Source organism: Bacillus cereus group sp. BfR-BA-01360 (assembly GCF_022663595.1).
In the GTDB taxonomy this organism is placed as follows: domain Bacteria; phylum Bacillota; class Bacilli; order Bacillales; family Bacillaceae_G; genus Bacillus_A; species Bacillus_A cytotoxicus.
Window position 1 is genome coordinate 59,889 of record NZ_JAKUFV010000009.1, and the last position, 12,725, is coordinate 72,613.

Genomic DNA, 12,725 nt, shown 5'->3' on the forward strand with positions numbered 1-12,725 from the left:
ATTGTCCAGCAAAAATAATTGCAAGAGGGACATGGCCAGCTTTTTTAAATGGTGCGAAAAGTTATTATGAAAAAAATAAGCCCGCTGTAATCTCAAATAAAGAAGAGGTTCACCGAAAAGACGATATTTCTGGGAAATGGTATGAACACGAAATTCGTGAGCTCGCGAAAAAAGGTATTATGGCGGGAGATGGAAAGGGCTCATATTGGCCAGAGCGTCTTGTAACACGTGCAGAATTTGCTGCTTTAATTACACGTTCTTTACAATTACCAGAAGGGAAATCGAATTTTAAGGATCTTAGTTTAGCTCATCCATCATTAGTAGATGGCATAAACCGAGCAGCGGCAGCTGGTATCATTCATGGTCGAGGCAATGGTATATTTGCACCAAACGATACGATTACGCGTGAAGAAGTAGTCATTATGGTAGATCGTGCTTTGCAAAGCAAAGGAATTACTGGAGCATTAAAAGAAGCTCCATTTATAGATCAAGATGCAGCTTATGATAAAAAAGCGCTGCAACGTGTATATGGATTAGGAATTGTTAAAGGAAATGATCAAAATCAATTCTTACCAAAAGGAACGGCAAGCCGCGCGGAAGCAGCAGCATTTTTAAATCGTATGTTACGTGTAATGGATAAAAAGCCAGGAGAAAATGCGAAACACAATATTACTGCTAAATCATATGTAGAATTAGATTTAACATTAGCTTCCAATATTACAGGTAAAGAGATTGATAACTTTATTGCAAGATACCATCCTGATAGCCCATTAGTAGGACATGGACAAGACTTTATTGAAGCGCAAAATAATCATGGGGTGAATGCATTATATTTAGCTGCACATGCTATTTTGGAATCGGGTTATGGAAAATCTGAAATTGCATATCGAAAACACAACTTATTTGGATTACGTGCATATGATTGGGATCCATTTGGAAATGCGAAATATTTACAAAGTTATGGAGAAAGTATTGCTTATAATGCAAATTATGTACGTGCGCGTTACTTAGAAAAAACAGGAATGTATTATAATGGCCCAACGTTAACGGGTATGAATGTTAAGTATGCAACAGATAAAGAATGGGCTCCTAAAATTGCAAATATTATGGAGCGTATTAAGCCTTTTAAGGCAGAAGACTATATGTATGCAAAAAGGCTTTCAAAAAATCCAAGTATATTAAATGTTGATGCGTTACCATCGGCAATTCCATATAAGTTGTATCCAGCTGGGACAAAAGCTACGGTAAAATCATCAGCACATTATTATCAAATACCATTTCCATTCAATGGTAAAATTAGAAGTGAAAATATTACTCCAGAACAAAATAAGGTGGGTAGATTGTCTACTGGATCGATTGTAAATATTTATCGTGAAGATCCAAATGGATGGATTGAGTTTTCGTTTGATACTAGCAATCAAAAATATTGGACAGAAAAACATAATTTAAATTTATCATATAAATAGTTTAATAGTATTAAAAGAGGTTGTCCCCAAAGTAGCTGAATAACTACTCTGGACAACCTCTTTTTTACGTAAAATATCAAAAAGAATCATCCTTGATAGAAGAAAATTAGTAAGTTTCCTTTCCTACAAAGTATTTTTTCATCCATATAAAGGGGAAAAGAAAGGGATTGCCTCCCCCTTTAATAAGTATGATTTTATGATATAATGTAAATTATTTAATTTACTATACAGTTGGGAACGGAGGAAGAGTTGCTGTGTCAGAGAAGAAAAGGTACGGGAGTGTTTTATATAAGGCAGTTGAAATTATAGATTATTTAAGAGATATTGAGACACCGGTGACCTTGATGGAAATTTGTACTGTTCTGAAGATAAACAAAGGAACTGCATCGAAAATCATGAATTCCCTCCTTGACTTGAATTTAGTAATGAGAGATGAGCTCACGAATCGATTTACGATGGGGAGCCGCTTGATTGGATATGGAGCTGTGGCAACAAAGCAATTCAATATTGAGACGATTACTGCACCGATAATGGAGGAACTTCATTCGAAATTTGGGGAGACGTTACATTTAGGTATTGAACAAAATGGACGTATGATGTATTTACGGAAATATGAAGCCGTTTCACCGGTTAACTTGCGTTCTCGTGTTGGACAGACAATTCCTTTGTATGCTTCCGCAATGGGAAAAGCGACACTCGCTGCGAAACCTAATCAAGAGATATATAATTATTATCATGCAGCTGAGATTATTCGGTATACAGAGAATACTATTACGAATTTTGAACATTTCATGGCAGAGATAGAGCGTATTCGAAAGAGAAAGTATGCGGTAGATAATGAAGAATATGAACTCGGTGTCCAATGTGTAGCAATCGCTCTGACGAAGTTTGGTAAGAACCATGGGGCAATCAGTATCAGTGTACCGAAGTATCGTATGAATGATAATTTGAGGGGAGATATCATTGATTCACTGTTATTAACGAAAGATAAAATAGAGAAAAAATTATAGGTAAATTAAGTCTGTAATGACCTAAAAACAGAATGGAACATTCCATTCTGTTTTTTTATTGCATTTCTCTCAAACAGAGTATAAATGTGACAGTTTTTTGAAAACGATTGCATTTCGGTTTGTAAAAATATATACTTTAACCATATAAGAAACCTTGTTTCTTATATGGAAACAATTAAACTATAAAGAGTGATGAATGGAGAGGTATGATGAAGATCATCGATGATTATCTAACCAAACGTTCGGAATTTGATGAAAATAACATCATTGTTCCATCTTTTGATCAAGAAGAAGTACGTGTACAAACAAAAAAGACGCCTGAATGGGTTCACTTTGGAGGAGGAAATTTATATCGTTGTTTCCATGCAAAAATCGCTTCGGATTTGTTGAATCAACAAAGGTTAAAGACTGGTATCGTTCTGGTTGAAACCTTTGGTGAAGACATTATCAATGAAGTTTATAGGAAAAATCAAAATCGTTCGCTAACAGTTACGATGGAAGCTGATGGAAATTTTGATAAAGAATTGATTGCAAGTACGGCTGAGAGCCTGTTCTTGGGATATCAAGAAGATATTAATTGTTTGAGAGAAATTTTCGAGGCTGAAAGTCTGAAACTGGTTACGCTTACGATTACAGAGAAAGGATATGTTACTAGAGATTCTCATGGTAATCTGTCATCACAAGCAGCGAAAGATATTAAGACTGGACCTGTAATTGAGAAATTGATTTCCCCAATGGGTCAATTGACTTATTTTGTATACCGACGTTATTTGAAAAAAGAAATTCCCTTAGCGCTTGTATCTACAGATAACTTTTCCCATAATGGTCAACGTTTGAAAGAGGCGATTATGACCATTGCTAATGGCTGGCTTGAGCTAGGATTTGTAGATAAGAAGTTTTTAAACTATGTATCAGAAGAGAGGAAAATAAGTTATCCATTCTCGATGATTGATCGCATTACTCCAATACCTAATGAAGATATTGCGAAGGAGCTTGAAGCCGAAGGGATCGAAGATATGATGCCATTCGTATCTGAGAAACAGGGCATGAAACTTGCTTCCTTCGTAAACACCGAAAAAATCCATTATTTGGTCGTCGAAGATCATTTTCCAAATGGTCGTCCAGCATTGGAAGAAGCGGGTGTTATCTTAACAGATCGTGATACTGTGAATAAAGCAGATTTGATGAAAGTATGTACTTGCTTGAATCCGCTACACACGGCATTAGCAGTATATGGTTCACTCTTAGGATTTAACCGAATTTATGATGAGTCCCAAGATGCTGATTTGCGTAAATTGATTGACAAAATTGGTTCCGAAGGATTGAAGGTTGTTGAAAACCCAGGAATTATCGATCCAAAAGACTTTATCAAAGAAGTTATCGAAAAACGCTTCTCGAATCCTAATATTCCAGATACACCTCAAAGAATTGCATCTGATACTTCACAAAAAGTCGGCATTCGTTTCGGTGAGACAATCAAGAACTATGTTAAATCTTCGGAAGTAAAGGTAGAAGATTTAAAATACATTCCGTTAGTGATCGCTGGCTGGCTGCGTTACTTGATGGGGATTAATGACGAGCTTCAATCGTTCGAAGTAAGCCCAGATCCATTGTTAGAAGAATTGCAAGATTATGTCGGTAAGATTGAGATCGGCATGAACGATAAAACATTGATACATGAATGCTTGAATCCAATATTATCCAATGAGGTGATTTTTGGTTTGAATCTTTGTGCAATTGGAATGTCTGATTTGATTGAACAATATTTCATTGAAATGATCCAAGATCAAGGTTCTGTTAGAAGTACATTACACAAATATGTGACTGAATAATGTCACTAAATACTTAGAGGAGATGACATGGAAATGAAGATGACAATGCGTCATTACGGTGAGAAAGATGATCCTGTAAAAATTGAGTATATCCGCCAGACTCCAGGAATAACAGGAGTTGTCGGTGCTTTGTTTGACGTTCCTGTTGGTGAAGTTTGGCCAATGGATAAGATTCAAGCTATGAAAGATTACGTCGTGAAGCATAGATTGGAGCTTGAAGTCATTGAGTCTGTTAACATCCATGAAGATATCAAACTGGGTTTGTCAACTCGTGACAAATATATTGAGAACTACAAAGAGACAGTTCGTCGGTTGGCTAAAATTGGGATTAAAGTAATTTGTTACAACTTCATGCCTGTATTTGACTGGATGAAGACAGAAATGGATTATAGTCTTGAAGACGGATCAACAACGATGGCATTTTTCCTGAAAGGTGTGCAAAAGTCACCGGAAGAAGTGGCACGAGAAGTTATTTCTAAGAACAAAAATACAATATTACCTGGATGGGAACCAGAACGTTTGGCCCATGTTACGAAATTAATTGAACACTACCAAGGGATTACAGAAGATGATTTGCGTATAAACTTAAAATACTTCCTAGAGCAAGTCATTCCAGTCTGTGAAGAAGTGGATATCAAAATGGCAATTCACCCTGATGATCCGCCTTACTCTATCTTTGGTTTGCCACGGATTGTGAAGAATCGTGATGATTTGAACTTTATTTGCAATATGGTAGATTCGCCTTATAACGGTATTACGCTCTGCACAGGCTCCGTCGGTGAAGATCCAGAGAATGATGTTGTCTCCATCGTTGCTGAATTTACAAAACGTGGCCGTATTCCTTTCGCTCATGTTCGTAATGTGAAATTTATTGGTAATGGAAAAGACTGCTACGAATCAGCTCACTATTCACCTTGTGGATCGCTCGATCTATTCCGCATCATGGAAGCACTCTATGATAACGGTTTTGATGGGTATATCCGTCCGGACCATGGACGTATGATCTGGGGAGAAACGGGACGTCCGGGATACGGATTGTACGACCGTGCTTTAGGTGCTATGTACCTAACAGGTATATGGGAATCATTAGAAAAACGAGGGAAATAATTTATTTTCCATTTTACAATAAATGATGTTCACAATAAACCTTGACTAGGCGGAGGGAAATATAATGACACAAGGGGTATCACTCTTATGGATAGTTGTAGGTATCGCATTATTGATGTTCTTTAACCTGAAGTTCAAATTGCATAATGTAATTTCACTTCTCGTTGTAGGCATCTTTGTTGCTATCATGGAAGGAATGCCGATTCAAGGCATTGTCGAAACCGTTGAACAAGGAATGGGTGGTATTTTTGGCCACCTTGCCTTGATTATCATCTTCGGAGCTGTTGTTGGTAAAATTATGACAGATAGTGGTGCAAGCCAACAAATTGCTGATACTATTATTGTCAAATGTGGTACGAAATATTTAGCAGTTGGATTACTGGTTATTGGAGTCATTTTCGGGATTGCGATGTTCTATGAAGTAGCCTTCTTGATCGCCGTGCCACTCATACTTAATATTGCTAAAAAAGCGAATATACCGTATATGCGCTTGATTATTCCGACCGTTGTCGGGGCAACAATGGGACACAGCCTGTTTCCACCTCAACCTGGACCTGTAGCCCTCGTAGCAGCGTTCAATGCAGATATCTCTCAAGTTTATATTTGGGGTATCGTTGTTATCATTCCTTCATTGATTTGCGCAGGCATTATTCTGCCTCGCCTGATTCCAGGATTGAATAAAATGCCTTTGGATTCTATGTTGAAACCAGTGGATGAAATTCCTAAAAATCAATTGCCATCCTTTGGCACTTCAATTACGATTCCTCTGATTCCAGCCATTCTGATGATTATTTCGTCCATTGTTAAACCGGTTGTTGGGAAAGACTCAGTGACGGGGCATATTCTGACCTTTGTTGGTTCAGCAGAAATTTCGATGTTGATTGCCTTGTTCGCAGCTATGATCTTGCTTGGTTTTCGTCGAGGTAAAAATATGACTGATATGACTAAGACGATGAGCCAAGGTGTAGCGCAAATTGCCGACGTTCTGATAGTTATTACAGCTGGTGGTATTCTAAAACAAGTTATTATCGATAGTGGCGTATCTGATCACATCGTTAACCTGGTAAGTAACATTCCAGTATCACCATTTATTATTGCATGGATTATTACAGCTATCATTCGTATCCTTACTGGGCAAGGTGCTGTTGCTGCGATTACGTCAGCAGGTATGGTAGCTCCATTGGTTACGCAATTTAACTTGAACCCAGCTTTGATGGTACTAGCTGTAGCATGTGGCTCTAACACGATAACATTGATGTATGATGGAGGTTTTTTGTTGTTCAAAGAGACATTTGGTATTTCGATGAAAGATACGTTCAAAACTTGGGGTCTCTTGGAATTGACTAACTCTGTTGTAGGTTTACTTGCTGTATTAGTATTGAGTCTATTTATCTAATTATTAATTATGGTAGAAATTCAAATAACATCTACAAAAATCATACAGATGGGACAATTGGAGAAGATGGTCGATAAGAACTCTTTTACGATTAAATAAAGTTTAAATCACCTTTGATTGTCTATGGCTTATAGGGAATGGGAAACATTTTGTTATCGTCAAGCAAATCAGATAATCGAAGATAAGCTCAAAAAGATGAGGACAAAAAATCGTGGACAGCGATCTATGCTAAATTGTTCGATAACACTTTCAAAGTGAGCTAATTAATTATCTTTCTTGTGAAAATAAGACAATATTTAGAAATAGAATTGGATGTGTTTTCTGATGAAGAAGCAAGAAATTTTAAATAAAGTAGTGCAAAACCCAGTTATCGCTGTAATTCGTGGGGCTTCTAAAGAGGAAGCCTTGCAGGGGGCAGAAGCTGTCATTGCTGGAGGGCTCAAAGGAATTGAATTAACCTTTACTGTTCCTCAAGCAGATCAAGTTATTGCAGAAATGGCTGCCAAATATGCGAATGATCCAGAAGTTGTGATAGGTGCAGGGACTGTATTGGATGCAGTAACGGCACGAATTGCCATTATGGCAGGGGCGCAATTCATTGTTAGCCCAGCTTTTGATGCAGTAACGGCAGAGATATGTAACCTATATCATATTCCTTATATGTCTGGATGTATGACAATTAATGAGATGATTACAGCAACGAAGGCAGGAGTAGACATTATTAAATTGTTTCCAGGAGATGCATTCGGACCGTCGATGGTGAAATCGGTGAAAGGACCTTTGCCACATATTAATATTATGCCAACTGGTGGCGTTGGTCTAGACAATATGGAGACATGGTTCAAAGCAGGCGTTATTGCAGTAGGGATCGGTGGTAATCTGATGGCTCCTGCTGAGAAAGGCGATTTTGCCAAGGTAACAGAAATTGCTAAGCAATATGTAGACAAGATGAATATAATCAAAGGAAAGGAGTATAAATGATGAAAGTACTAACTTTTGGTGAAATAATGTTACGGTTGAAACCAACAGGGAATGAGCGGATTTTGCAGACTAATTTGTTTGAAGGCACTTACGGTGGTTCTGAAGCAAATGTTGCCGTCTCCTTAGCTTTACTAGGTGATGAAGTTTCATATTTGACTAAGATTCCTACGAATCAACTTGGTACAAACGCGTTAAATACGTTGAGAAAGTATGGCGTAGAGACGAATAAAATTTTACGTGGTGACGGTCGTCTAGGTATCTATTTCTTTGAAAAAGGGGCGAGCGTTCGCTCGACGAGCGTCGTCTATGACCGGGCTTATAGCACATTCTCCATGATGAATCATGATGAATTCAATTGGGAGCAAATTTTTGCTGATATCGATTACTTTTATTTCTCAGGGGTTACTCCGGCGCTGTCGAAGGAATTAGAAATTGCTACGTTCGAAGCTTGCGAATACTGCCATGCGCATAACATTCCAGTTGTCTGTGATATGAACTATCGTAGCAAGCTGTGGACGCCAAGACATTCCCAACAAGTGATGTCTAAATTGATGAACTATGTTACTATATGTATTGCTAATGATGAAGATTTCGAAGCGTCGTTAGGTATTAAAGCGTTCGATGGTGACACATCCAAAGGGATTGATCAGAAAGAGGTATTCAAAGCAGCGATGAAAGAAGTTACTGTACGTTATCCTAACTGTAAAATGGTTGCTAGTGTGCTAAGAAACATCTACTCTGTTGAAGAAAGTCATTGGTCAGCTATTCTTCTCACAGGCGATCAATTCTATGAATCAGATGTGTATAACATGCACGTAATGGAGGGAGTTGCTGCTGGAGATGCATTCAGTGCAGGGCTTCTTCACGGAACATTGCATGAGTATGATCCAGACAAAATGGTTAAATTCGCGATTGCAGCTAGTGTACTCAAATTGACGATCACAGGGGATTTAAATCTCGTCTCAGAAGATGAGATTAATAGTGTGATGTCAAAAGATTCATCAGCGCGCTTAAATCGGTAATCAGTATATTTAATTTTACTCAAATTTTTTTACAAAAAGCAGATTGAATCTGTACCCTTTGTAAAGGATATTTTGAAAAAAAGTTATGCAACATCAAGAAGATGATTTCTGTATTCAACAGGGGTCATCTTCTTTAAATTCCATTGATATCTATAATGATTGTAATACGTCATGTAGTTCTTAATTTCATTTTCTAATTGCACAAAAGACTCACAAGACTTTACATGTGCTTCATGTAAAATGACCAAAAAATGATTCTTGTGGGGCGTTATCTCAACAGTTTCCTCTTCTCGACATAGATTGTCCTAACTTACACTTCTTGACTCATTTTTGATAGGTAGGGCTTGTGTAGTGAGTTCCTTGATCTGAATAAATAAATGCACCTTCAGCTAATTTGATTCTCTTATTTTTCTTTAGTTTAAGCAGGATATGAGTAGCTAGATCTAACGTAAGTCGTTTTGAAACATGATACGCTAAGATTTCGTTAGTGGATGCGTCTAGAATTGTAGACAAATAAGCTCTCTTACTCTTACCATACACTAAATAAGTAATATCTGTTAGAAGCGCCTTTCCAGGGAGATTTTGTTTGAACTCCCGGTTTAATAGATGGGGTACAACGCGATGTTCTTTCGTCGCTTTCATCATTCTTTTATAAGGGTTTGCCTTACGAATCGGACAAACAATCCCGTATTTTTTCATGATTCTACGTATATGCTTTAAATTGTAGATAACTTGAAATTGACTCGCTCATGTCATTTTAATTTGACGGGCCCCTTTCTCCAGCTTTCTAAATCGCAATGCTTTTAAAATGATTTCTTTTGCCACTTCATCTTGATTATTCTTTTGTTTCCGCTGTTTTTGGGATTGTGAAGAGAAATAATTATATTTTCCTTTTGTTAAAGGAACTTATTCGTATTGTATAAACAGTACCGATATAAGAAAATAATAATGAACAAAGAGCATTTAAGTACATGTTGTTGCCGATGAAAATTCCTTATGTAGAAACTACCAATCCAAACTCATCCTGTCTAAAAAGATCGTTCTTTTTAGACAGGATGATGTATGAGTGTAAAAGTAGTTTACTATTTTTACACTCATACATCATGATTTTATTTGTAATAATAAACCTTTTATTTATAAAATTTAGCCTGTTCTTTTTAGAGAAGATGTTACAATGATAAGATTCTCTTAAAGGAACGGCTTTTTGTATGTAATCAACAAGATAGAAAGGAAAGATAGTAAGAATGAAAAAAAGTAAAAAAAAGTATGGCGCGATGACTTATAAAACATTGCTTGCAATCAATATTTTGTGGGTTCCATTTGCTAGCGGAACCTTTGAAGTAACGAAAGCAGCAGCAGAGTCGATAGAAAATATAGAAACAACATTAGAAGAGCGTACTTTTCTTTTGAAAGGAAAGGGGAATGTCGATCACCTTGCGAATATTCATCAGCGTGCCTTTGCATTCAGTCCATTTGAACCAACAGGGCTATACGCTAAACCAAATGAAACAATAATAATCCATGTTGAAGGAAAACAAAATATTCAAGCATATATAGGCACATATTCCTATGATGGTAATCCTAAGAAATTTTATTTGAAACCTGGGAAAAATGAAATTTCTGCTCCAAAAGGTGGAATGCTATATTTTGAAAATGCTAATCTGAATGGAGAAACAAAAGTAACTGTATCAAGTGGTGGAACGCCTATCCCATATTTCGAATTAGGAAAGCATACGAAAGAAGATTGGGATGCAATGTTAGAGAAGTTCCCTAATGCTTATGCTGTAGAATTAAAAGGAGAAAGAAGCTTATTCACAGTGACGTATAAAGCTGCTAAACAATATTTAGGAGGAAAAGATCCCTCACCGTTATTGCGTAAGCATGATGAAGCGATTCGAATTCAAGATAAAGTATCAGGAGTATCAGAGGAGTATACAGGTGTAGCACAGGCTGATACACATTACGTTCATTTTGTTGAAGATTTTAATAAAAAAGATGGTTGGATGTATGCGACAAACTATCGAACTGGATATGTTTCCGATGCTATGAAATATGTTTTAGATTTAGAACACTTTGAAAAAGATGGATGGGGACCATGGCATGAAGCAGGGCATCAAAGGCAACAAACATGGAAATGGTCTGGTTTAACCGAGGTTACGGTAAATATTTACAGTATGGCAGTGCAAAGAGCTTTTGGGAATCCTTCACGTTTAGAAGCGGAAGAACGATATAACGATATATTTCTTTATTTAATGAAGCCTCAATCAGAAAAAAATTATGATCAGATTGATAATCTTTTCGTGAAATTAGGGATGTTTTGGCAGCTAGATTTAGCTTTTGGAGATAATTTTTATCCGAAGTTGCATCAGATGTATCGTTTAACTTCACTGGAAGAATTAGGGGATGGATCGGATGAAGAGAAAAAACAACTGTTTATAACAATGGCATCCAAGGTGGCAAATCGGGATTTAACTCCTTTCTTTGAAATATGGGGTTTGATGCCGTCAGAAAAAACAAAAAATAGGATTAAACATTTACCTAAACTTCAAAAAGAAATATGGAAGGGAAGAGATTTAAGACCAGTTGTGGAAGAAAGAGTCTCAAAGTACCAAGTTCCAATGGGAGGAATACCAGTTCCAACTACAGTTGATATAGGAGCCATTAATGATATTGACGTAACAAAGCTTGTAACGAATCTTTCACCTAACGTTTATTTGACAGGGAATAGAAGTATAGATATGAGGCAATTTGACTCAGCATCTGTAACGGTTGAAATTGCTGATAAAGAAGGTAATAAGAATGCGGTTATTGTCCCTATGAAAGTAACTTATGGGGATAGTATAGTCTTTCAAGGGTTGAGTGATTGGAATAGTGCAATTATCAGTATTTCTCATGCTAATCGTCAACTGAAAGCTATTACGACGGATGTAACGAAGACAATTCATTACCGTTTTCCAGAAACATACTATTCTTTCAAAGTATATGATAAAGATACAAGACAAGAAAAGCTCTCCGTATCGACAAGCGGACAAGTGGGGGCGAAAGATTTCGTTAGTAAAATACAAAATGTAAAGTTTAACTATGGAGATATAGTCGAAGTGTTCCATAGTGAGCCTAGCAGATTGCATGTATATCATAACAATGAAAAGGTGCCTCAAGATAAGCAAACAACTAAACAATATATTATTACACCAAAAGGATTTCAAGATCCTCAAGATGTAGATTTAGCAGTTATAGATAACAAAGAAAAAGAGAAGAAAGATGAATCTGAAGTTATAGACAACAAGCAAAAAGAGAAGAAAGACGAGCCCGAAGTTATAGATAACACGAAAAATAAGAAAAAAGATGATATCTCTGGAAAATGGTATGAACACGAAATTCGTGAGCTCGCGAAAAAAGGTATTATGGCGGGAGATGGGAAAGGTTCGTATTGGCCAGAGCGCCTTGTAACACGTGCAGAATTTGCGGCGTTAATTGCGCGAGCTTTACAATTATCGGAAGGAACATCAAACTTTAAAGATCTTGGATTGGCACATCCATCATTAGTAGATGGCATAAACCGAGCAGCGGCAGCTGGTATCATTCATGGACGAGGCAATGGTATATTTGCACCAAATGATACGATTACGCGTGAAGAAGTAGTCATTATGGTAGATCGTGCCTTGCAAAGCAAAGGAATTACTGGAGCATTAAAAGAAGTTCCGTTTATAGATCAAGATGCAGCTTATGATAAAAAAGCGCTGCAACGTGTATATGGATTAGGAATTGTTAAAGGAAATGATCAAAATCAATTCTTACCAAAAGGAACGGCAAGCCGTGCGGAAGCAGCAGCATTTTTAAATCGTATGTTAAGAGTTATAGACGAAGAAAAATAATCGATTAAAGAAAACGGCATCTCTCTGCATGAGGGG

The 12,725-nt window shown here is 37.0% G+C and carries 8 protein-coding genes and 1 pseudogene; 8 read left to right on the plus strand and 1 reads right to left on the minus strand.

What is annotated here, in order from left to right; genetic code table 11:
* Positions 1–14 precede the first annotated feature (14 nt).
* The 7 genes from MR056_RS22655 to MR056_RS10765 all read left to right on the plus strand — a co-directional run bounded on the left by MR056_RS22655 (position 15) and on the right by MR056_RS10765 (position 8,814).
* Positions 15–1,466: an S-layer homology domain-containing protein gene (locus MR056_RS22655; RefSeq protein WP_375293713.1), complete on the plus strand. Its 1,452-nt coding sequence runs from the start codon at positions 15–17 to the stop codon at positions 1,464–1,466.
* 254 nt (positions 1,467–1,720) lie between these two features.
* A complete protein-coding gene (locus MR056_RS22415; protein WP_087095473.1) occupies positions 1,721–2,476 on the plus strand; it encodes an IclR family transcriptional regulator in 756 nt (251 codons plus the stop codon).
* A gap of 209 nt (positions 2,477–2,685) precedes the next feature.
* The gene (locus tag MR056_RS10745) at positions 2,686–4,308 is read left to right on the plus strand and encodes a mannitol dehydrogenase family protein (protein WP_239430989.1); all 1,623 of its coding nucleotides are present in this window, start codon (positions 2,686–2,688) and stop codon (positions 4,306–4,308) included.
* Positions 4,309–4,341: 33 nt separating this feature from the next.
* Positions 4,342–5,415, plus strand: coding sequence for a mannonate dehydratase (uxuA, locus tag MR056_RS10750; RefSeq protein ID WP_087095488.1), 1,074 nt, complete (start codon positions 4,342–4,344; stop codon positions 5,413–5,415).
* Positions 5,416–5,479: 64 nt separating this feature from the next.
* The gene (locus tag MR056_RS10755) at positions 5,480–6,811 is read left to right on the plus strand and encodes a gluconate:H+ symporter (RefSeq protein ID WP_087095471.1); all 1,332 of its coding nucleotides are present in this window, start codon (positions 5,480–5,482) and stop codon (positions 6,809–6,811) included.
* A 324-nt stretch (positions 6,812–7,135) separates the two neighbouring features.
* On the plus strand, positions 7,136–7,792 hold the full coding sequence (locus MR056_RS10760) for a bifunctional 4-hydroxy-2-oxoglutarate aldolase/2-dehydro-3-deoxy-phosphogluconate aldolase (RefSeq protein WP_087095470.1): 657 nt from the start codon (positions 7,136–7,138) through the stop codon (positions 7,790–7,792).
* Entirely contained in the window at positions 7,792–8,814 is a 1,023-nt protein-coding gene (locus tag MR056_RS10765; RefSeq protein WP_087095469.1) for a sugar kinase, read from the plus strand. Before MR056_RS10760 ends, MR056_RS10765 begins: the two co-directional genes overlap by 1 nt.
* Before the next feature lie 83 nt (positions 8,815–8,897).
* Here MR056_RS10765 and MR056_RS10770 read toward each other — a convergent pair.
* Positions 8,898–9,705, minus strand: a pseudogene (locus tag MR056_RS10770) (IS3 family transposase); the annotation flags it as partial.
* A 353-nt stretch (positions 9,706–10,058) separates the two neighbouring features.
* Here MR056_RS10770 and MR056_RS10775 point away from each other — a divergent pair.
* Entirely contained in the window at positions 10,059–12,689 is a 2,631-nt protein-coding gene (locus MR056_RS10775) for a M60 family metallopeptidase (RefSeq protein ID WP_012095904.1), read from the plus strand.
* Positions 12,690–12,725: the final 36 nt, after the last annotated feature.

What these genes read in the sequence shown, in the direction of transcription:
- MR056_RS10745 (WP_239430989.1), top strand. Translation starts at nt 2,686, where the DNA reads ATGAAGATCATCGATGATTATCTAACCAAACGTTCGGAATTTGATGAA.
- uxuA (WP_087095488.1), top strand. Translation starts at nt 4,342, where the DNA reads ATGAAGATGACAATGCGTCATTACGGTGAGAAAGATGATCCTGTAAAA.
- MR056_RS10755 (WP_087095471.1), top strand. Translation starts at nt 5,480, where the DNA reads ATGACACAAGGGGTATCACTCTTATGGATAGTTGTAGGTATCGCATTA.
- MR056_RS10760 (WP_087095470.1), top strand. Translation starts at nt 7,136, where the DNA reads ATGAAGAAGCAAGAAATTTTAAATAAAGTAGTGCAAAACCCAGTTATC.
- MR056_RS10765 (WP_087095469.1), top strand. Translation starts at nt 7,792, where the DNA reads ATGAAAGTACTAACTTTTGGTGAAATAATGTTACGGTTGAAACCAACA.
- MR056_RS10775 (WP_012095904.1), top strand. Translation starts at nt 10,059, where the DNA reads ATGAAAAAAAGTAAAAAAAAGTATGGCGCGATGACTTATAAAACATTG.